This is a genomic window from Kitasatospora sp. UYEF31 (genome assembly GCF_057291755.1).
Window position 1 is genome coordinate 42490 of the sequence record NZ_JBXAWK010000041.1, and the last position, 19455, is coordinate 61944.

The window sequence follows — 19455 nt, forward strand, 5'->3', positions numbered from 1 at the left end:
AGGTCAACGTGCCGTTGGGGGTTTCACGACCAGGGGATGGTGCGCAGGCATTCGGAGATCGCCACGGGAAGGAGCTGTCCGTTCTGGTCGGTGCCGGCGGAGGCGAGCTGGTATCCGGTCGGGCTGATCCAGCAGCGGTCCCGCGGCGGGGAGTCGGTGGTGCTGTCCCACACGACCTTCCCGGTCCGGTCGTAGCCGCGGACGTGGGGCTTGAGGTAGTTGGTGCCGACCGCGGTGACGTTGCCGCCGAAGTACCACAGGCGGTCGTTGATGAGGGCGTCGTGTTCCCCGGTGCCGTAGTCCAGGGTCACGCGGGTGACCTGTGCGGTGAGGCGTCCGGTGACGTCGGCGATCATCGAGCCGTGGGCGGGGGTCGACCAGGCGGTCGCTTTGTCGATGTCGACCTGGCCGGTCAGATAGTCGCCGCCGGGTCGGGACGGTGCGTTGTCGCGGAGGCTCCGGGTTCCTTTGCCGGTCGTGGTGTCGACGGTGCAGGCCAGGAACGCAGGCAGGGGTGGTGTGGGATTTCGGTCGAAGGCGGTGGAGGCCGGCTCGGTGTACCGGGCGAGGACGACCACGTTGTCCTTGCCGTCCTGTGAGGTGGTGTGCATGGCGATGGAGATCCGGGCGGTGGCGACGGCCTTGCTGTATTCCTCGTCCTCGGCGTTCTGCGCGGGGGTGCGGTGTTTGATGAACGCCTGTGCTTCTTCCGGCAACTCGGACGCGGGTGTGCGCGCGATGCACTGCTCATAGATCAACCGGGCGACGTCGGCCTGGACCGGTTCCATCACCCCCGGCCTGGTCGGTGGCAGTTTGGGCACGGTGACGGCCGCCGGTCCGCTGTGACCCTGGCCCTTGTCGGACGGCAGTGCGACGACCATCCCCGCCACCACAGCGGCTACGGCCGCTGCCGCCGCGACGGGCATCAGCCAGCGTTTCCGTACGGATATCGCGGGTTCCAGGACCCCGTCGTCGAGGTCGAGCAGGTGCAGCAGTTCGGTCCGGCGCTGCGCCTGGCCGGGCAGGTCGCGGTCGGCCGGTGGGCGGTTGGGGAAATCGCTCATGACATCTCCTTGACCAGTACGGGGGCTGTGGTGTCGCCGACGATCAGGACGAGGTCGCCCAGGCGGCGTCTGGCGCGGTGCAGGCGGGATTTGACGGTGCCGACGGCTATGCCCAGGGCGGTGGCGGCGGCCTGTTGGTCCAGTCCTGACCAGACGCACAGTTCGATGACTTCGCGTTCGTGTGCCGGGAGCTGTTCGACCGAGCGGCGCAGTATCGCCATGGAGTGTTCGTCGTCGAGGCGGTCGGCGACTTCGTCTGCGTGGTCGGGTACGGCGGCCGGCTGGGGGAGGCTGTCGCGCATGGCCTGGTAGCGCTTGAGAGAGCGGCGCTGATTCTGTACCGCATGGTTGGAGACGCCGAGCAGCCAGGGCAGGGCGCTGTCACGGTCCAGGACGACTTCGGCGCGTTTGCGCCAGGCGAGCAGGAAGACCGCGGAGGTCAGGTCCTCGGCGTCGGCCCAGCAGGCCGTACGGCGGAACAGGTGGTTGTAGACGGCTCTGGCGTGCCGGTCGAAGAGCGCGCCGAAGGCTTCGCGGTCGCCTTCCCGGGTTCTGCGCCACAGGATGTGGTCTGATTCTGCGTCGGGATCACAGTCTGCTTCGGTGGTCACACTTGTCCTGTGTCCGCGGCCGGGCGGAAGGTTCCCCAGGTTCCCCATGGGTCCGGAGGATGTCAGGCGGCGGGAGAGTCCGTACCCGCCGCCGTCGGTAGACTGGCGTCTTTGGCGGAGCGGACGTGGGTCCGCGGGCCGTTGACTGACGTTGTTTGATTGAACGGGAGCTCCCACCGTGGCCATCCAGCCCATCCGCCTGTTCGGCGATCCTGTGCTGCGTACCAAGGCGGAGCCGGTGACGGTGTTCGACAAGGAACTGCGCAACCTGGTCAAGGACCTGGGCGAGACGATGCGGGACGCTCCTGGTGCGGGCCTGGCGGCGCCGCAGATCGGTGTGCTCCTGCGGGTGTTCACGTACCACGTGGACGGTGTGCTGGGGCATCTGATCAATCCGGACCTGGACCTGTCCGACGATGAGCAGGACGGCCCGGAGGGCTGCCTGTCGCTGCCGGGTCTGCAGTACGACACGAAGCGTGCGTACGGGGTGGTCGCCAAGGGGTTCAACGAGTTCGGCGAGCCGGTGGAGATCGAGGGCACGCAGTTGCTGTCGCGGTGCATCCAGCACGAGACCGACCATCTGGACGGTGTGATGTTCATCGACCGGCTCGACCGCGAGCAGCGCAAGTCGGCGATGCGGGCGATCCGTGAGGCGGGGTGGCTGGGTCAGTCCGCGCCGCAGGTGAAGGTGTCGCCGCATTCGACGTTCGGCAGGGCACTTTGAAGCACCGCGCGCAGTAGACCGCACGCTGTGGTCAGGCGTCGGGCAGCAGTCTTTCCGTACTTCCCCTTCTGGTTGAAAGGTTTCCCCTCTCGATGCGTCTGGTCTTCGCGGGCACGCCTGAAGTCGCCGTTCCGGCGCTGGAGGCCCTGTTGGCCTCTGACAAGCACGAGGTTGTCGCGGTGGTCACGCGGCCAGACGCTCCGGCGGGGCGTGGGCGCAAGCTGGTTCCCAGCCCGGTGGCGCAGCGGGCGGCCGAGGCCGGCATCGAGGTGCTGAAGCCGGTCAAGCCGCGTGATGAGGACTTCCTGGCGAGGTTGCGGGAGATCGCGCCGGACTGTTGTCCGGTCGTGGCGTACGGTGCGCTGCTGCCCGAGGTGGCGTTGGATGTCCCGGCGCACGGGTGGGTGAATCTGCACTTCTCGCTGCTTCCGGCGTGGCGTGGGGCGGCCCCGGTGCAGCATTCGGTGATGGCGGGTGACGACATCACCGGTGCGGTGACGTTCCTGATCGAGCGGGGGCTGGATTCGGGTCCGGTGTACGGGTCGGTGACGGAGGAGGTCCGCTCGACGGACACTTCGGGTGACCTGCTGGCGCGGCTTTCGGTGTCGGGTGCGCGTTTGCTGGTGGCGACGGTGGACGGCATCGCGGACGGCACGCTGGTGGCGCATGCGCAGTCGCTCGACGGGGTGTCGCTGGCCCCGAAGATCACGGTGGCGGACGCGATGGTCGACTGGTCGCATCCGGCGCTGCGGGTGGACCGTCTTGTACGGGGTTGCAGTCCGGCGCCGGGTGCGTGGACGGTGTTCCGCGGTGAGCGGGTCAAGCTCGGTCCCGTGCGTCCTGTGCCGGGGGATGATTCTCTGGCGCCGGGGGTGATCGTGGTGGAGAAGAAGTCCGTCCGGGTGGGTACCGGCAGTCATGCGGTGGAGTTGACTGAGGTCAAGGCGCAGGGCAAGCGGATGATGGCGGCGACGGACTGGGCGCGCGGTGTGCGTCCGGAGTCCGGTGAGAAGTTCGAGAACGATGAAAACGACGGTACGGAGTGACTCAGCACGTGAACGCCAGCAAGCCAGCCACCAGTGGCCCCAGTAAGCCGTCCACCGGTGGCAAGAGTCCCGCGCGGCCGCACCGGCGGCCGAAGCCGGACCGGGTGCGGGTGACCGCGTTCCACGTGCTGCGGCAGGTGGCGGAGAAGGACGCGTACGCCAACCTGGTGCTGCCGGGGTTGTTGCGGGAGCGGAAGCTGGAGGGCCGGGACGCGGCTTTGGCCACTGAGCTGGTCAACGGCACGCTGCGTCGGCAGGGCACGTACGACGCGATCATTGAGCGTTGTGTGGACCGGCCGCTGGGTGAGATCGACCCGCCGGTGATGGATGTTCTGTGTCTGGGCGCGCACCAGTTGCTGTCGATGCGTATCCCCACGCACGCGGCGGTGTCCGAGACGGTGGAGCTGGCGCGCGGTGTGCTGGGTGACGGGCGGGCGAAGTTCGTCAACGCGGTGTTGCGCAAGGTGGGCGCGTACGACCTGGACACTTGGGTGGAGCGGGTCGCGCCGTCGTGGGAGGAGGACCCCGAGGGGCATCTTTCGGTGGTGCACTCGCATCCGCGCTGGATCGTTTCGGCGATGTGGGACGCGCTGGGTGCGCGGGGTATGCCCAACGACCGGGCTGCGATCAACGCGTTGCTGGCGGCGGACAACGTGCCGCCGGCGATCACGCTGGTGGCCCGGCCGGGGCGGTCCGATGTGGATGAGTTGTACGCGGTCGGCGCGAAGCCGGGCCGTTGGTCGCCGTACGCGGCGATCTGGCCTGAAGGTGACCCGGGTGCGATCGCGCTGGTGCGCAACGGTCGGGCCGGTGTGCAGGACGAGGGCAGTCAGCTGATCGCCGCTGCGCTGGCGAACGCGCCGGTGGAGGGCCGTGACGCGGAGTGGTTGGACCTGTGTGCGGGCCCGGGCGGCAAGGCGGCGTTGCTCGCGGCGCTGGCCGACGGGCGTGACGCGCGACTGGTGGCGTGTGAGCCCAGGCAGCACCGGGCGCGTCTGGTGCGTAATGCGCTGGGCCGTGAGACGAAGCACCAGGTGGTGTGTGCGGACGGCACGCAGCCGCCGTGGAGGCCCGAGGAGTTCGACCGGGTCGTCGCGGATGTTCCGTGCAGCGGTCTGGGGGCGTTGCGTCGTCGTCCGGAGTCGCGGTGGCGTCGCCGCCCTGACGATGTGGTGGGTCTGGGTTCGCTGCAGCGGGACCTCCTGCACAGTGCGCTGGTGTCGGCCCGTCCCGGTGGTCTGGTGGCGTACGTGACGTGCTCGCCGCACGTGGCTGAGACGCGCATGGTGGTGGACGACGTCCTGCGGGCCGGGGAGTTCGATGTGGAGTGGGTGGACGCCCGCGAGTTGCTGCCCGGTGTCCCGGACCTGGGTGAAGGACCGGACCTGCAGCTGTGGCCGCACCTGCACGGGACGGACGCGATGTACTTCGCGCTGCTGCGCAAGAAGTAGCCTCCGGGGTTGATTGGACGGCGGTCGTGCGTACTGCGCGGCCGTCGTTCGTGTGGGTGCGTACTGCGCGGCAGCCGTTGGTGTGGGTGGGCAGTGTGGACGGCCGCCGGTTGTGCGGGTGGGGAGCCTCGGACGGGGCCGTTGGTGATTATGTGGCCTATGTCGCGTCTCAAACATTGAGAATTCGGGCATACCGGCCGGGATGAGTGATCACTTCCTGGGAGGCGCCGCATGTCCGTAGGTCCACCGCCGCGCCCCGCCACCGCTCGTGGGTATCTCCGGTCCGAGGGCCGGCGTCTGTTCGCCGTACCGTGGGCGCGGCTGCGCGGGCGGGGGCTCGGGGCGGTCCCGTTCACCGTACTGTCGATGTTTTTGACGCTCGGCTTCTGGTTGCTGTGGAAGGTCGAGGGCGCCGGCCGGTTCATCCACGCGGTCGGCGGGGTGCGCGCGGAGCTGCCGGTGTGGGAGGCGCTGGTCCGTACGCCGTTGTCGTTGTTCGTCCCGGCGCCGGATCTGCCAGTGTGGGGTGCGCTGGCGCAGGTGTTTTTGGTGTTCGGGCTGGCCGAGCTGACGTTCGGCCGGCTGCGCACGGTGGTGCTGGCGTATGTGGCGACGGTGTTCGGGACGTTCTCCGCGCGGCCGATGATCGCTCTGGGCGAGGACCACTGGCTGGGTATCGGTGAGAAGGCCCGGTACATCCTGGACACCGGCCCGTCGGCTGCGGTGGTGGCGTTGGTTGTCGCGATCGCCCTGGTGCGGAGGGGCTGGGTTGTCTTCGGTCTCATCTGGGTGGCGATGATCGTCGAAGTGATCGTCAAGCCGAACCTGGCGGGCCGGGAGCACCTGGTGGCGATGTTCGCGGTGCTGGTGGTGGCGCTGGTGTTCCGGGGGTGGCTGGAGCGGCCGGTGCGGGACGAGGGCGTGTCGGTGTGGGAGTCGGAGGGTTCTGCGAGTCATGTGTGCCTGTAATGATCCTGGCGTTTGCGGGCGGGCCCGTGGTGGTCACAGTGCCCCGGGAACGCCAGGATCGTCATGGCGTCAGTGTTTGCAGGCCCAGGAGGCCTTACCGGTGGAAGCCTCCGCCAGCGCCCGTAGTTTGTCGATCGCCGCGTTCGGGTCGCGTCCGTCGAACACCGCGGAGCCGGCGACGAACACGTCCGCCCCGGCGTCCGCGCACTGCTCGATGGTGGACGCGGACACGCCGCCGTCGACCTGCAGCCACATCTCCAGGCCGTGCTTGTCGATGAGCTGCCGGGTGCGGCGGATCTTGGGAAGCATGATGTCGAGGAAGCTCTGCCCGCCGAAGCCGGGCTCCACGGTCATGACCAGCAGCATGTCGAGTTCGGGGAGCAGGTCCTCGTACGGTTCGATGGGCGTGGCCGGTTTGAGCGCCATCGACGACCTGGCGCCCAGGGCGCGCAGGTTGCGGGCCAGGCGTACGGGGGCGGCGGCGGCCTCGACGTGGAAGGTGACCGAGCGCGCGCCGGCTTCGGCGTACTGCGGGGCCCACCGGTCGGGGTCGTTGATCATGAGGTGGCAGTCGAGGGGGGTGTCGGTCGCCTTGAGGAGGCTTTCGACCACCGGCAGGCCCAAGGTCAGGTTGGGCACGAAGTGGTTGTCCATGACGTCGACGTGGAGCCAGTCGGCGTTGGAGGCTGTCGCGGCTTCGTCGGCAAGGCGGGCGAAGTCCGAAGACAGGATGCTGGGGTTGATCTGCACGGCCATGCGCACAGAATCCCACGTCCGCACGGGTGCCCACAGTCGGGGCGGTGGGGGAGGCACAGTGCCTCAGTCGCACCACTGTGCGGCGACCGGGCGACAGCGGGGGAGCGCAGCGAAGGAGCCGGCGAAGCTCGGCGGGTGCCGCGGCCCGACCGGGTGACGCTCCCCAGGCTCCGTCCGGGAGGTGCCCTCTGCGCCGACTGGTGACTGGGCGAAGCGAAGGCGACAGGAGGATGACGCCTGCGCTTGGAGCCCGGTAGCTGATAGTGCGTCAGATATCCAGGGGTGACGAACACGCACCCTGGGTGATGGACCACACAGCCCTGGGAAGAACGCGACGACTGCCGGTCATGGCACACTGCAAGTTGTACGCATAAGACGTACGCGCGCTCCGGGGTCGGTGAAATTCCGAGCCGGCGGTAATAGTCCGCGACCCGACTGCGACTCGAAACCCCTTCGAGGAGCGGTCGGCTGAACCGGTGGAACTCCGGTACCGACGGTTAAAGTCCGGATGGGAGGCAGCGCGCGGCGGTCGGTTCACTGCGGCATGCCCGGGCACTCCTGTGCCCGTCTCCAGCGGGCTCGCCGCACAGACCGGACCGTCTGCTTCCGCCTCCCCGTTTTGCGCACCCCCGGGCCGCGTGTCGTCACCACGACGCGAGGAGACGCCCGAGATGGCCGCCGTTGGGAGCAGCACCCCCCAGCCGTACGCCGACGCCATGCGCCGCGCCGTCGCGCTGGCCGCACGCGGGGCCGGTGCCACCAGCCCCAACCCGGTCGTGGGCTGCGTCGTCCTGGACATACACGGCAGCATCGTCGGCGAGGGCTTCCACGCCGTCGCCGGCGGCCCGCACGCCGAGGTCGGCGCCCTGGCCCAGGCGGGCGACAGCGCCCGTGGCGGCACCGCGGTGGTCACCCTGGAGCCCTGCAACCACACCGGGCGTACCGGCCCCTGCACCCTGGCACTGCTCGACGCGGGCGTCAGCCGAGTGGTCTACGCGGTGTCCGACCCCGATCCGCAGGCCGCCGGCGGCGCCGAGGTGCTGCGCCGCGTCGGGGTCGACGTCATCCGAGGCGTCCTGGAGGCAGAAGCCGCCCAGGTCAACGAGGTCTGGCTGACCGCCGTGCGCCTGGGCCGCCCCCACGTCACCTGGAAGTACGCCGCGACCCTCGACGGACGCAGTGCGGCGGCCGACGGCACCAGCCGCTGGATCACCTCCCCCGAGTCCCGCGCGGACGTGCACCGGCTGCGCTCGACCGTCGACGCGGTGGTGGTGGGTTCCGGCACGCAGCAGTCCGACGACCCCCACCTGGCCGTACGGGCCCCCCACGGGGCGCCCGAGCTTGGGGCGACTGAGCGCAGCGAGGGAGCGCGTCCGCAGGACGCAGTCCTTCCGGCGACGCAGGGGCGCCGAACAGCGGCCGAGCGCAGCGACGGGGACACGATGAGGGCACCCGCGCTTGGGGCGACTGAGCGCAGCGAGGGAGCGCGTCCGCAGGACGCAGTCCTTCCGGCGACGCAGGGGCGCCGAACAGCTCCGGAGCGCAGCGACGGAGATGTGAGGATGACGCCCCTGCTTGGAGCCGGAGTTACACAGCCCCTGCTTGGAGCCGGAGTTACACAGCCCCTGCGGGTGGTCGTCGACACCCACGCCCGCACCAAGCGCGGCTCGCGGGTCCTGGACGGCGCCGCGCCGACGTTGATCGCGGTGGGCGGGGACGCCGACGCCGCGCATCTGGCCCCGTACGCACGGATCGTCGTCCTGCCGCGCACCGAAAGCGGCCTTGACCTGCACGCGTTGCTCGCCGAGCTCTACCGGAGCGGGGTCCGTTCGGTGCTGCTTGAGGGCGGTCCGACCCTCGCGGGGGCGTTCGTCGCCGCGGGTCTGGTCGACACCGTCGTCGGCTATCTCGCGCCCGCGTTCCTGGGCGCCGGGCCCGCTGTCCTGGGGCCCGCCGGAATCGGCACTATCGCCGCGGCGTTGCGTCTGGACATCGACGATGTCACGCGGCTCGGCCCTGATATCCGCATCACTGCCCGTCCTGTACTGGTCAAGGAGTAGACATGTTCACCGGAATCGTGGAGGAGCTCGGCGAGGTCGTCGCCGTGGAACCGATGGGGGACTCGGCCCGGCTGACGATCCGCGGGCCGCAGGTGACCGTCGGCGCGCGGCACGGTGACTCGATCGCGGTCAACGGGGTGTGTCTGACGGTCGTGGACGACAAGGTCGACCCGGAGCTGGCGCAGTTCACCGCCGACGTGATGGCCGAGACGCTCGACAAGTCGTCGCTGGGCGTCCTGGCGCCCGGGTCGAGGGTGAACCTGGAGCGCCCGATGGAACTGGGCGGACGGCTCGGTGGGCACCTGGTGCAGGGGCACGTCGACGGGGTGGGCACCGTACTGGAGCGCATCCCCGGCGAGCACTGGGAGATCGTGCGCGTCGCCCTTCCTGCGCACCTGTCGCGGTATGTCGTCGACAAGGGCTCGGTCACGGTGGACGGCGTCAGCCTCACGGTCGTGGAGGCCGGGGCCGACTGGTTCACCGTCAGCCTCATCCCCACCACCCTGGCGCTGACGACGCTGGGCGCGGCGGCGGTGGGCGATCCGGTGAACCTCGAAGTGGACGTGATCGCCAAGTACGTCGAGCGGATGCTCGGTGCGCGGGGCACTACGGAGACGGCGGCGTGAACGCAATCCTGGACAGCCTCAACAGCCAGGCCTTCGAAGCCTTCGGACAGAAGGTCATCTGGTCCGACATGGTCGGCAACACGATGGGCCTGGTCGCGCTGGCGCTGGGCTGGCGCCGCTCCATATGGACCTGGCCCGCGCAGTTCGTCTCCGGGGTGATCCTGGTCGCCGCGTACTACCACGTGAACCTGACCGGCGGCGTCGGCAAGCAGCTCCTGGTCATCAGCGTGGCCCTGTGGGGCTGGCGGCAGTGGCAGCACCAAAGGGCCGGCCACGGCGGCGAACTGGAGATCCGCTTCGCCACGTGGAAGGAACGCGGGCTGCTCCTGCTGGGCGGCGTGGTCGGCACGCTCCTGGTGGGCTGGCTGTTCACGGCGTTCCCGAAGCTGTCGTGGAACCCGTGGCCGGACGCGTACATCTTCGTCGGCACCCTGGTGGCGATGGTCGCGCAGGCCCGCGGCTGGGTGGAGTTCTGGTTCGCCTGGGCGCTGGTCGACGTGGTCGGCGTGCGGCTGGCGTTCACCAGCGGACTGCCGTTCTCCGGACTCGTCTACGTGGTGTACGGGGCACTGGTCCTGCTCGGGATGTGGGACTGGTGGAAGCGGTCGAACAAGAACAAGGCACAGCAGGACTCAGCCGCGCACCCGCGCGCCATGGAAGGAGCCGGTGCGTGAGCATCACCGAGGACCTGACCCAGACCGCCGCCACCACGGTCGTCACGGTCGATGACGGGGCCGTCGGCGCAGGCGACGCGGCCGGCGACCTGACGCTGGACAGCATCGAGGAGGCCATCGCCGAGATCGCCGCCGGACGCCCCATCGTCGTCGTGGACGACGAGGACCGCGAGAACGAGGGCGACCTCATCGTCGCCGCCGAACTGATCACCACCTCGACGGTGGCGTTCATGATGACCCAGTGCCGCGGCCTGATCTGCGCGCCCATGGAAGAGGACGACCTCGACCGTCTGGACCTGCCGCAGATGGTCGACCACAACACCGAGTCGATGCGCACCGCGTTCACCGTCTCGGTGGACGCCACCGCCGACCACGGCGTCAGCACCGGCATCTCCGCCTCCGACCGGGCCGCGACACTGCGGTTGCTGGCCGCCGGGGGCAGCCTGTCGACGGACTTCGTCCGCCCCGGGCACATCTTCCCGCTGCGCGCGAAGTCCGGCGGGGTCCTGGTGCGCGCCGGGCACACCGAGGCCGGTGTGGACCTGGCCCGCCTGGCCGGGCTGCGCCCCGCCGCGGCGATCGTGGAGATCGCCGGCGACGACGGCGAGATGCTGCGCTTGCCGCAGCTGGTGCCGTTCGCCCGCCGGCACGGCCTGAAGATCGTGTCCATCGCCGACCTCATCGCCTACCGCCGCCGCACCGAGCGCACCGTCGTGCAGGAGGCGTCCACCCGGATGCCCACCACGCACGGGGTGTTCCAGGCGGTGGGCTACCGCAGCCTCGTCGACGGCATCGAGCACGTCGCCCTGGTGTACGGGGACCTCACCGACGGCCGGGACGTCCTGGTGCGCGTCCACTCCGAATGCCTCACCGGCGACGTCTTCGGCTCACTGCGCTGTGATTGCGGCCCCCAACTGGACGCGTCCCTGGCCCGTATCGCCAAGGAGGGCCGCGGCGTCGTCCTGTACATGCGCGGACACGAGGGCCGCGGCATCGGGCTGATCCACAAACTACAGGCCTACCAGCTGCAGGACGCCGGCGCCGACACCGTCGACGCCAACCTCGAACTGGGCCTGCCCGCCGACGCCCGCGACTACGGCACCGGCGCGCAGATCCTCACCGACCTCGGCGTCGAATCCATGTGCCTGCTGACCAACAACCCGGCCAAGCGCGCCGGCCTTGAGGGCTACGGGCTGGAAATACTGGGCCGTGAGGCGCTGCCGGTCCACGCCACCTCCGACAACCTGCGCTACCTCATGACCAAGCGTGACCGCATGGGGCACGACCTGCCGTGGCTGCCGGCCGCGGCCGGCGAGTGACCCGTACGGCCTGAAAAACCCCGCTGCACGAAACCCCCGCTGCACGAAACCCCGCCGGCTGACCGTCCGCAACCGGACCGTCCGCAACCGGACCGTACGAAAAAACCGGCCTGCACGAAGGAAGAAAAGCGCATGAGCGGTTCCGGAGCCCCCGAGCTCACCGTCGAGGACTGCCACGCCCTGAAGGTGGGCGTCGTCGCCGCCCTGTGGCACACCCAGGTCATGGACGGCCTGCTCACAGGCGCCCTCAAGGCCCTGTCCGAAATGGGCGTCGACGACCCCACCGTCGTCCGCGTCCCCGGCGCGTTCGAACTGCCCGTCGTCGCGAAGTCCCTCGCCGCCAACGGCTACGACGCGGTCGTGGCGCTGGGCGTGGTCATCCGTGGTGGGACACCCCACTTCGAGTACGTGTGCGCGGCCGCCACCGACGGACTCCTGCGGGTGTCGCTGGACTCCGGCGTCCCCGTCGGCTTCGGCGTCCTGACCTGCGACACCGAACAGCAGGCCCTGGACCGCGCCGGAATCGAAGGCTCGTTCGAGGACAAGGGGCAGCAGGCCGCGCAGGCGGCGGTGGCCACCGCGATGACCCTGCGTAAAGTGGCGGAACCATCAAGATGAGCACAAAGGACGCGACGTTGAAGACCTTCGAGCAGTTGTTCGGCGAACTGCAGGCCAAGGCCGCGGCCGGCACCCCCGGCTCCCGCACCGTCGAACTGGTGACCGCCGGCGTCCACGCCATCGGCAAGAAGGTCGTCGAAGAGGCCGCCGAGGTCTGGACCGCAGCCGAGTACGAGACCGACGAGGAACTGGCCGAGGAGATCTCCCAGCTGCTCTACCACCTCCAGGTGATGATGGTGGCCCGCGGGATCACCCTCAAGGACGTATACGCTCACCTCTGAACAAACCGGGCAAGGCGCAGTGCCCCGTCTCGCCATCCGGCAGCCGGGGCGCAGCCGCGCCCGCACCTGGTAGACCGGTACCCGATCCGTACCTTTTCGCGTAAGGAAGCACCGCATGCTGCGCATCGCCGTCCCGAACAAGGGTGCACTGTCCGGACCTGCGTCGGCGATGCTCCATGAGGCCGGCTACCGGCAGCGCAAGGAGTCCAAGGAACTGGTCCTGGTCGACGTCGACAACCAGGTCGAGTTCTTCTACCTGCGCCCCCGGGACATCGCGATCTACGTGTCCTCCGGGCGTCTGGACATCGGCATCACCGGGCGTGACCTGCTGCTCGACTCCGGCGTGGCCGCCGAGGAGATCCTGCAACTGGGCTTCGCCCGCTCCACGTTCCGCTACGCGACCCGCCCCGGCACCGCGAACGGCGTCGAGGACTTCGGCGGCATGACGATCGCGACCTCGTACGAAGGCGTGGTGGCCAAGCACCTGGCCGACAACGGCGTCGACGCTTCGGTCGTCCACTTGGACGGCGCGGTGGAGACCGCCATCGAGCTGGGTGTCGCGCAGATCATCGCCGACGTGGTGGAGACCGGCACGTCACTGCGCAACGCCGGGCTCGAAGTGATCGGCGAGCCGATCATGGAGTCGGAGGCCGTGGTGATCCGCCGTGTCGGCGCGGACGCCGACGACCCGAAGGTCGGCACGTTCCTGCGCCGTCTGCAGGGCGTCCTGGTGGCCCGCCGCTACGTGATGATGGACTACGACATCCGGGTCGAGCACGTCGAGAAGGCCGTCGCGCTGACCCCGGGCCTGGAGTCGCCGACCGTGTCGCCGCTGCACCACGAGGGCTGGGTGGCCGTTCGGTCGATGGTCCCGAGCCGCGACTCGCAGCGCATCATGGACGAGCTGTACGACTTGGGCGCGCGCGCGATCCTGACGACCAACATCCACGCCTGCCGACTGTAGTAATCCCGGGCTCCGAGCGTGGGCGTCCTCCTCCCTCCCCCCAGCCCCCGTCCGGGAGGTGCACGTCCGTCGCCGGCGTTCCTGGGCCGCTCGGCGCCCGCGCGTCGCCCGGCCAAGCCGCGTCCTTTGGACGCGCTCCCCCGCTGCGCTCCGTCGCCTGGAGGGGGTCCCTCTTTCACCGCACCGGAGCTGTATGAGCACCCCCGCCGTCCTTCCCCGCACCTGGCACGCCAAGCGCAGCCGACTGGTCACCCGCAGTGCCGCGGCGGTGTGCTTCGGCGGGTGCGTGGTGATGGCGGTGGCGCTGCCTTCGCCGGGCTGGAGTCTCGCGTCGAAGCTGGGCGTGGTGGTCACCGGCGCGGCGGTGGCGGCGTTCCTGCTGGTGCTGGGACGGCCCAGCGTCACGGCGGACGCCGCCGGGGTGCGGGTCGTCAACCTGGTGTCCAGTCACCAACTGGAGTGGGCGCAGATCGTGCGCGTCTACCTGCGGGAGGGCGACCCGTGGGTGTTCCTGGACCTGTCCGACGGCGACACCGTCGCGGCGATGGGCATCCAGGTGTCCAACGGCAAGGACCAGGCCATCAAGGACGCGGGGGAGCTTCGGGACCTGGTGGAGAAGCACGGCACCGCAGCCGGGCACTGAGACATTCGCGACGCTGTACGGAAGGCCGCCGGACGACCGCCCGGCGGCCTTCGGTACGAATACGTCTTGCGTGAATACGTCAGAACCTGTCCCCGGCCACTTCCCCGTAGGCCTGCAGCAGGTCCGACAGGCGCAGCGTCGTGAGGTCCTCCCGCGTCGGGTCGGCCCTGAGGTCCACCAGGCGCACATCGCGGTACGTGCAGCACTTCTCGTACAGCGTGCGCACCAGCCGGGCGTTGCCCAGTTCGTCGACCCAGCCCTGTTCGATCACGTGGGCGGTGATGGACCGCAGTTCCGCCGCGGAGTCGTCGTCCCAGCAGTCCCCGGCGGCCTCCGCGGTCGTCTCGGCGATGCGCGCGAGCTCCTCGGCGGAGTAGGACGGGAACTCCACCCGGGTGGTGAACCGGGACGTCAGACCGGGGTTGACGGCCAGGAGCCGGTCCATGCCCTCGGGGTACCCGGCGAGGATGATCACCAGGCGGTCGCGGTCGTCCTCGGCCCGCTTGAGCAGGACCTGGAGTGCCTCGTCTCCGTACGCGTCGCCTTTGGCGTAGCCGGTGTTCGCCAGGGCGTAGGCCTCGTCGATGAACAGGACCCCGCCGATGGCCTGGTCGATGAGCTCGTTGGTCTTGACCGCGGTCTGGCCGAGGTATTCGCCGACCAGGTCGGAGCGTTGGGCTTCGATGAGACGGTCGGTGTCCAGCAGGCCCAGGGCGGCGAACACCCGGCCGAGCAGTCGGGCGACGGTGGTCTTCCCGGTGCCGGAGGGGCCGGAGAACACGAAGTGCCGTTTGGGCTGCGGTGCGGCCAGGCCCTGGTCGGCGCGGTGTTTGGCCATGCGCATCTGCGCGGACAGTGCGCGGACCTGTTGTTTGACCGGGTCGAGCCCGACCATCGCCTCAAGCTCTGCCAGGACGACGGTCAGATGGTCGGTGCGGGGCCGGTCGGCGGTGCCCGCCGGCAGCGGTGCGGTGCGTTCGGCCGCGGCGGGGTCCGGCGCGGGTTGTGCGGAGGACACCGTGGCGGTGGGGCGCTGTTGTGGTGCGGTCGCGGGTCGGCCGGGTGGGGAGAGGGTGTCGACGACCGGCAGGGGGACGGTGCCGGTGGGGTTGTGGTCCCAGTCGTCGGCCGGGTCGTCGGGGACGTCTGCGGCCAGCGCGGCCAGGCGCACGGTGGTGTCCATGAACGCGGGGTCGGCCAGGTGCACCGAGCGGTACAGCGGCAGCGCGGCGGAGCCGCGCCCGGTCTCCTCCAGCGCGCGGGCCAGCCAGTAGCGCAGTTCCTTGCGCTGCGGGTGCTCGGAGCGGCACCGGGACAGGGCGGTGGCCAGGACGTGCTCGGCCTTGCCGTACAGCCCCAGCCGCACCCGGGCCATGCCGGCGAACAGTCCGGCCTCCACCCCCAGGAGTGGGTCGTCGTCCAGTCCGGTGGTGTGCCGCAGCAGGTTCTCCCAGTCCTTGGTCAGGTAGGCCCGGCATGCGTGCAGGAAGCGTGTCGCCGGGTCCTGCACGGGGTCGGGGCACGTGGCCAGTGCGGCGTCGAGCTCGGGCAGGTGTTGCCCGTCGAGCCAGTGCGAGGCGTGCGCGAGCGCCAGGTCGCGGGGGGTCTCCAGGACGAGCTGGACCCACCACCCCAGCCAGTACCACGAGTTCAGTGGACGCTGCCATTTGCGGCGCATCTCCCCGAAGTGCTCCCGGTGCGTGTACATCGCCACGACCGCGGTGGGGACGTCGGCTTTGAGGGCGTGCAGCCCCAGCCAGGCGTCGGCCATCGTCGGGTCGCGCTCCACGGCTGCGCGGAACTGCGTCTCGGCCTTGAGATAGGCGCCGCAGGTGTATGCGTCCATGCCGCGGAGCCAGGCCAGTTCGGCCGGGCTTCCGGTATGTGCTGCGCGTTCGGTCCGACCCACCGCTTCGCCCCCTCCTGGTGTCCCGGTGCCGCGTGCGCTCACCCTTGGTGTTCGCGGCGACACGCGCATCGTACCGAGACGCGGTGACGTCCACAGGGGCTAAGCAGTTCACTTGGTCAAGTACGAGCCGGACGAATCGGAACAAGCCACCCGCCGGGCATTGCGTGATGCGCCGTCAGGCGCTCCACTGGCCGCGAAGATCCGAAACGTACGGGGAACGGACCCCGGTCGCGGCTGCTGAGAGTGAGCAGACCCGGCCGGGTCACGGCTTCCGTACGCCTTGAATGTTTGGAGGCGGGACGTCATGGGCGCACTGGCGGGGATCAAAGTCGTCGAGCTCGCGGGCATCGGCCCGGGGCCCTTCGTGGGGATGATGCTGGCCGACCACGGCGCGCAGGTGCTGCGCGTCGACCGGCTCGGCTCGGCCGGCGCGCCGGAGATGGTCGTCGGCCGCGGCCGGGTGGGCACGCTGGAGGTGGACCTGAAGTCCCCTGCCGGGGTGGAGACCGTACTGCGTCTGGCCGGGAACGCGGACGTGCTGGTGGAGGGTTTCCGCCCCGGCGTCACCGAACGCCTGGGCCTGGGTCCTGAGGTGTGTCTGGGTCGTAACGGGCGTCTGGTGTACGCGCGGATGACCGGCTGGGGCCAGGACGGTCCCCTCGCGCAGCGCGCGGGCCACGACATCAACTACATCGCGACCTCGGGGGTGCTGCACGCCTTCGCCCGGCGGGGTGAGCGTCCCGTGCCGCCGCTGAACCTGGTCGGCGACTACGGCGGCGGCGCGATGATGTGCGCGTTCGGCATCCTGGCCGCGCTCGTCGAGGCGCAGCGTTCGGGTGTGGGACAGGTGGTGGACGCTGCGATGACCGACGGTTCGGCGGTGCTGGGCGCGTTCATCCACGGCTTGCGGTCGGTGGGCGGCTGGCGTGGCGAGGTGGGGACGAACCTGCTGGACACCGGGTCGCCGTTCTATGACACGTACACCTGTGCGGACGGTGGGTGTGTGGCGGTGGGTGCGATCGAACCGCAGTTCTACGCGGCGCTGCTGACCGGTCTGGGGTTGGACGCGGTGGAGCTTCCGGCGCAGTTGGACCGGTCGGGCTGGCCCGCGCTGCGGGAGCGGTTCACGCAGGTGTTCGCTTCCCGTACGAGGGATGCGTGGGCTTCGGTGTTCGAGGGTACGGACGCGTGTGTGGCCCCGGTCCTGGACTGGGACGAGGCCGCGGCGCACGACCACAACGAGGCGCGTGGCACGTACACGACCGTCGGCGGGGTGCTCCAGCCCGCCGCCGCGCCGCGCCTGTCGCGGACGCCCGCGCAGTCCCCGCGGCCCTCGGCGAAGCTGTCGCCGGAGGTCCTGGCGGCCTGGGGTGTCGATCCGCAGGAGGCGGCGGGGCTGGCGGCCGACGGGGTCCTGGGGGGCGTGTGAGGTCACGGGTTTCCCGTACGGTCGGCCCGTGTGATCCGGGCCCGGTGGCCAGGGGCCGGGGAGGGTCTCGGCCGTCCCGGTTTCGTGGACTGGGCGGCGGCCGTACGATCGGCGCACGCGCGGGCTGAAAACCTCGGCCGGTGTGCTGCCTCCCATTCCTGTCGGCTCCGGTGACCCCGGGCCCCGCGGTTCGGCACGGAGGAGCAGCAGGGGTGTTTTCTTCCGGCGATGCTGGAGGGTGGTCTGCTGGGCGCGTACTGCCTGTCGGAGGCCGCGTCGGGTTCGGACGCGGGGGCGTTGACGACCCGGGCGGTGCGCGACGGTGACGGTTACGTCCTGACGGGTTCGAAGGCGTGGATCACCCACGGCGGGCGGGCGGACTTCTACACGGTGATGGCCCGGACGTCTGATGAAGGTTCGCAGGGCATCAGTGTGTTCCTGGTGCCCGCCGACGCGGAGGGGCTGTCGTTCGGGGTGCCCGAGCGCAAGATGGGCATGAAGTCGTCGCCGACGACGCAGGTGCACCTGGACGGGGTGCGGGTGGGGGCCGGTCGGCGGATCGGCGCTGAGGGCGAGGGGTTCAAGATCGCACTGTGTGCGCTGGAGTCGGGCCGGCTGGGTATCGCGGCGTGCGCGGTGGGTGTGGCGCAGGCGGCGTTGGACCTGGCGGTGGACTACGCGCGCGGCAGGCGGCAGTTCGGGCGGCCGATCGCGGACTTCCAGGGCATTCAGTTCATGATCGCGGACATGGCGGCGGGCATTGAGGCCGGCCGGGCGCTGTACCTGGCCGCGGCCCGGCTGCGGGACGCCGGGCGTCCGTTCGGCAAGGAGGCGGCGATGGCCAAGCTGGTGTGCACCGATACGGCGATGCGGGTCACCACGGATGCGGTGCAGGTGCTCGGCGGCTACGGCTACACCGCGGACTTCCCCGCTGAGCGGTATATGCGTGAGGCGAAGGTGCTGCAGATCGTGGAGGGCACCAATCAGATCCAGCGGATGGTGATCGGGCGTTACCTGCTGCGCTGACCGTGCGCCGGGACGGTCCCGGGTTCTGCGGGGCGGGTCCTGCCCCGCAAGAACCCGGGACCGTTACCGTTCGTGGACGTCTGGTTCCTGGGGGACGGCGTCCACCGCGCGGCGCAGCTGTTCCAGGCGGAACGGCAGCGGCTGCCAGCCGGGGGCGCCGGCCATTTCGGCGTTGAGCTGGACGACGGTGCGGGTGTACGCGCGGGCCAGCCCGCGGGGCATCAGGGGCATTCCGGCGGGGCGGTGGCGGGCCTGGCCGTCGGCGTCCAGGAGTCCGGCGTGGTTGCCGCGGACCGACACCCACAGGGCGGTCGCGGTGCCCTGGACGCGCACGATGAGGTCTTCGCGGACGTTGAGCCAGTGTTTGAGGGCGGTGCGGGTGTGCCCGGACAGGCTGTGGATCTCGGTGACGGCGGCGCTGACCGAGCGGGCCTGGGGTTTGCGGACGATCCGGATGTCCTTGAAGTCCTCGCCTAGGTCGTCCAGTTTCAGCGCGCACAGTTCGCCGGTGCGGGCCCCGGTGTCCAGGACGACGCCCACCAGGGCGGTCAGCCGAACCCGGCCCGGGTCGGCGGCGGGTTTGTCGGCGTGGGCTTCCAGCCACTGCTGGAGCAGGGAGCGCTGCCGGGCGCCGACGGGTGTTTTGAGTTCGGGGATCTCGGGGCGGGGCGGCAGTTCCACGGGCACCGAGCCGGAGCGGGCGAGGATCTCCAGGCAGTCCATGCGGATGCGCAGGCTGGCGTTGGTGGAGGCCTTGGCGCCCAGGGGTGCGGCGCGGGTGCGCAGTTCGCCCTGGGAGGCGAGGTCGAGGTAGGCCGTCACGGGTGTGGCCGACAGCAGTGCGGTGAGGGATTCGCCGGAGCCGGTGGGGAAGTCCTCGCGTTCCAGTGCCCGGCGCAGTTCCCCGGCGACCCAGCGGATCTGCCGGGCCCGCGCGGGGGAGGTGTCGTCGCGTGCGGTGACCCGCAGCACGGCGCGGTCCAGCTGGTCCAGTGCGGGTGCGCGCTCGACGGTCGTCATGCCTCCACACTGTAACGACCAATAACAGGCCGCGCCCCGGATTCGGCGGGAATTCCGGGCGATTCCGTACGGGAAATCACCTCCGGGCCGCGCGGCCGGGTGCGGGCCCGGAGCCCCTCCCGCAGGCAGGCGAGGGCGCACAGTGTCCCAGCGGAACCACAAGGGGGCGAGGGCGCGAAGCGTCCCGACCCGCACCACCGTGAGGCGACGGGCGCGAAGCGTCCCGACCCGCACCACCGTGAGGCGACGGGCGCGAAGCGTCCCG

At 70.3% G+C, this 19455-nt stretch carries 18 protein-coding genes, 1 pseudogene and 1 riboswitch; of the genes and pseudogenes, 14 read left to right on the plus strand and 5 right to left on the minus strand.

Features of this window, described 5'->3' with window-relative positions; all coding sequences use genetic code 11:
- Positions 1-23 precede the first annotated feature (23 nt).
- Both AC0Z36_RS20120 and AC0Z36_RS20125 read right to left on the minus strand, forming a co-directional pair.
- Positions 24-1064 (minus strand): hypothetical protein, encoded by a 1041-nt coding sequence (locus AC0Z36_RS20120; RefSeq protein WP_485464351.1) that lies wholly within the window; start codon positions 1062-1064, stop codon positions 24-26.
- Complete coding sequence (locus tag AC0Z36_RS20125) at positions 1061-1675, minus strand: RNA polymerase sigma factor (protein ID WP_485464352.1); 615 nt, start codon at positions 1673-1675, stop codon at positions 1061-1063. Before AC0Z36_RS20125 ends, AC0Z36_RS20120 begins: the two co-directional genes overlap by 4 nt.
- 178 nt (positions 1676-1853) lie before the next feature.
- Between AC0Z36_RS20125 and def the strand changes: the two genes are divergently transcribed.
- The 4 genes from def to AC0Z36_RS20145 all read left to right on the plus strand — a co-directional run bounded on the left by def (position 1854) and on the right by AC0Z36_RS20145 (position 5865).
- Positions 1854-2399 (plus strand): peptide deformylase, encoded by a 546-nt coding sequence (gene def, locus AC0Z36_RS20130; protein WP_485464353.1) that lies wholly within the window; start codon positions 1854-1856, stop codon positions 2397-2399.
- A 92-nt stretch (positions 2400-2491) separates the two neighbouring features.
- Positions 2492-3445 carry a methionyl-tRNA formyltransferase gene (gene fmt / locus AC0Z36_RS20135; RefSeq protein ID WP_485464354.1) on the plus strand — a complete coding sequence of 318 codons (954 nt, stop codon included), beginning with the start codon at positions 2492-2494 and terminating at the stop codon, positions 3443-3445.
- A gap of 8 nt (positions 3446-3453) precedes the next feature.
- Positions 3454-4896, plus strand: a complete 1443-nt coding sequence (locus AC0Z36_RS20140; protein WP_485464355.1) for an RsmB/NOP family class I SAM-dependent RNA methyltransferase — start codon at positions 3454-3456, stop codon at positions 4894-4896.
- Between the two features lie 231 nt (positions 4897-5127).
- A complete protein-coding gene (locus AC0Z36_RS20145; protein WP_485464356.1) occupies positions 5128-5865 on the plus strand; it encodes a hypothetical protein in 738 nt (245 codons plus the stop codon).
- Positions 5866-5934: 69 nt separating this feature from the next.
- On the opposite strand, the gene rpe is transcribed toward AC0Z36_RS20145, so the two are convergent.
- Entirely contained in the window at positions 5935-6621 is a 687-nt protein-coding gene (rpe, locus tag AC0Z36_RS20150; protein ID WP_485464357.1) for a ribulose-phosphate 3-epimerase, read from the minus strand.
- Between the two features lie 379 nt (positions 6622-7000).
- Positions 7001-7147, plus strand: a riboswitch (FMN riboswitch).
- A gap of 145 nt (positions 7148-7292) precedes the next feature.
- On the opposite strand from rpe, the gene ribD reads away from it, so the two are divergent.
- The 8 genes from ribD (at position 7293) to AC0Z36_RS20190 (ending at position 13806) form a co-directional block, all read left to right on the plus strand.
- Positions 7293-8681, plus strand: coding sequence for a bifunctional diaminohydroxyphosphoribosylaminopyrimidine deaminase/5-amino-6-(5-phosphoribosylamino)uracil reductase RibD (ribD, locus tag AC0Z36_RS20155; RefSeq protein WP_485464358.1), 1389 nt, complete (start codon positions 7293-7295; stop codon positions 8679-8681).
- Between the two features lie 2 nt (positions 8682-8683).
- Entirely contained in the window at positions 8684-9307 is a 624-nt protein-coding gene (locus tag AC0Z36_RS20160) for a riboflavin synthase (protein ID WP_485464359.1), read from the plus strand.
- 5 nt (positions 9308-9312) lie between these two features.
- Positions 9313-9981 (plus strand): nicotinamide mononucleotide transporter family protein, encoded by a 669-nt coding sequence (locus AC0Z36_RS20165; protein ID WP_485464369.1) that lies wholly within the window; start codon positions 9313-9315, stop codon positions 9979-9981.
- A gap of 89 nt (positions 9982-10070) precedes the next feature.
- Positions 10071-11300, plus strand: coding sequence for a bifunctional 3,4-dihydroxy-2-butanone-4-phosphate synthase/GTP cyclohydrolase II (locus AC0Z36_RS20170; protein WP_485464370.1), 1230 nt, complete (start codon positions 10071-10073; stop codon positions 11298-11300).
- Between the two features lie 132 nt (positions 11301-11432).
- Positions 11433-11918: a 6,7-dimethyl-8-ribityllumazine synthase gene (ribH, locus tag AC0Z36_RS20175; protein ID WP_485464360.1), complete on the plus strand. Its 486-nt coding sequence runs from the start codon at positions 11433-11435 to the stop codon at positions 11916-11918.
- The gene (locus AC0Z36_RS20180; protein WP_485464361.1) at positions 11915-12199 is read left to right on the plus strand and encodes a phosphoribosyl-ATP diphosphatase; all 285 of its coding nucleotides are present in this window, start codon (positions 11915-11917) and stop codon (positions 12197-12199) included. The genes ribH and AC0Z36_RS20180 overlap by 4 nt, the downstream gene beginning before the upstream one ends.
- A 115-nt stretch (positions 12200-12314) precedes the next feature.
- Positions 12315-13163: an ATP phosphoribosyltransferase gene (gene hisG, locus AC0Z36_RS20185; RefSeq protein WP_485464362.1), complete on the plus strand. Its 849-nt coding sequence runs from the start codon at positions 12315-12317 to the stop codon at positions 13161-13163.
- A gap of 193 nt (positions 13164-13356) precedes the next feature.
- Positions 13357-13806 carry a PH domain-containing protein gene (locus AC0Z36_RS20190; RefSeq protein WP_485464363.1) on the plus strand — a complete coding sequence of 150 codons (450 nt, stop codon included), beginning with the start codon at positions 13357-13359 and terminating at the stop codon, positions 13804-13806.
- A 79-nt stretch (positions 13807-13885) separates the two neighbouring features.
- Here the strand turns inward: AC0Z36_RS20190 and AC0Z36_RS20195 are convergent, their stop codons facing one another.
- Positions 13886-15652: an AAA family ATPase gene (locus AC0Z36_RS20195; protein ID WP_485464364.1), complete on the minus strand. Its 1767-nt coding sequence runs from the start codon at positions 15650-15652 to the stop codon at positions 13886-13888.
- Between the two features lie 367 nt (positions 15653-16019).
- On the opposite strand from AC0Z36_RS20195, the gene AC0Z36_RS20200 reads away from it, so the two are divergent.
- Together AC0Z36_RS20200 and AC0Z36_RS20205 are read left to right on the plus strand one after the other, a co-directional pair.
- Positions 16020-17144 (plus strand): CaiB/BaiF CoA transferase family protein, encoded by a 1125-nt coding sequence (locus AC0Z36_RS20200; RefSeq protein ID WP_485464365.1) that lies wholly within the window; start codon positions 16020-16022, stop codon positions 17142-17144.
- 189 nt (positions 17145-17333) lie between these two features.
- Positions 17334-18170 (plus strand): annotated as a pseudogene (locus AC0Z36_RS20205) (acyl-CoA dehydrogenase family protein); the annotation flags it as partial.
- A gap of 63 nt (positions 18171-18233) precedes the next feature.
- Here AC0Z36_RS20205 and AC0Z36_RS20210 read toward each other — a convergent pair.
- Entirely contained in the window at positions 18234-19190 is a 957-nt protein-coding gene (locus AC0Z36_RS20210) for a hypothetical protein (protein ID WP_485464366.1), read from the minus strand.
- Positions 19191-19455 lie beyond the last annotated feature (265 nt).

What these genes read in the sequence shown, in the direction of transcription:
- hisG (WP_485464362.1), top strand. Translation starts at nt 12,315, where the DNA reads ATGCTGCGCATCGCCGTCCCGAACAAGGGTGCACTGTCCGGACCTGCG.
- ribH (WP_485464360.1), top strand. Translation starts at nt 11,433, where the DNA reads ATGAGCGGTTCCGGAGCCCCCGAGCTCACCGTCGAGGACTGCCACGCC.
- AC0Z36_RS20120 (WP_485464351.1), bottom strand. Translation starts at nt 1,064, where the DNA reads ATGAGCGATTTCCCCAACCGCCCACCGGCCGACCGCGACCTGCCCGGC.
- AC0Z36_RS20180 (WP_485464361.1), top strand. Translation starts at nt 11,915, where the DNA reads ATGAGCACAAAGGACGCGACGTTGAAGACCTTCGAGCAGTTGTTCGGC.
- AC0Z36_RS20210 (WP_485464366.1), bottom strand. Translation starts at nt 19,190, where the DNA reads ATGACGACCGTCGAGCGCGCACCCGCACTGGACCAGCTGGACCGCGCC.
- ribD (WP_485464358.1), top strand. Translation starts at nt 7,293, where the DNA reads ATGGCCGCCGTTGGGAGCAGCACCCCCCAGCCGTACGCCGACGCCATG.
- AC0Z36_RS20145 (WP_485464356.1), top strand. Translation starts at nt 5,128, where the DNA reads ATGTCCGTAGGTCCACCGCCGCGCCCCGCCACCGCTCGTGGGTATCTC.
- AC0Z36_RS20195 (WP_485464364.1), bottom strand. Translation starts at nt 15,652, where the DNA reads ATGGACGCATACACCTGCGGCGCCTATCTCAAGGCCGAGACGCAGTTC.
- AC0Z36_RS20190 (WP_485464363.1), top strand. Translation starts at nt 13,357, where the DNA reads ATGAGCACCCCCGCCGTCCTTCCCCGCACCTGGCACGCCAAGCGCAGC.
- fmt (WP_485464354.1), top strand. Translation starts at nt 2,492, where the DNA reads ATGCGTCTGGTCTTCGCGGGCACGCCTGAAGTCGCCGTTCCGGCGCTG.
- rpe (WP_485464357.1), bottom strand. Translation starts at nt 6,621, where the DNA reads ATGGCCGTGCAGATCAACCCCAGCATCCTGTCTTCGGACTTCGCCCGC.
- AC0Z36_RS20200 (WP_485464365.1), top strand. Translation starts at nt 16,020, where the DNA reads ATGGGCGCACTGGCGGGGATCAAAGTCGTCGAGCTCGCGGGCATCGGC.
- AC0Z36_RS20160 (WP_485464359.1), top strand. Translation starts at nt 8,684, where the DNA reads ATGTTCACCGGAATCGTGGAGGAGCTCGGCGAGGTCGTCGCCGTGGAA.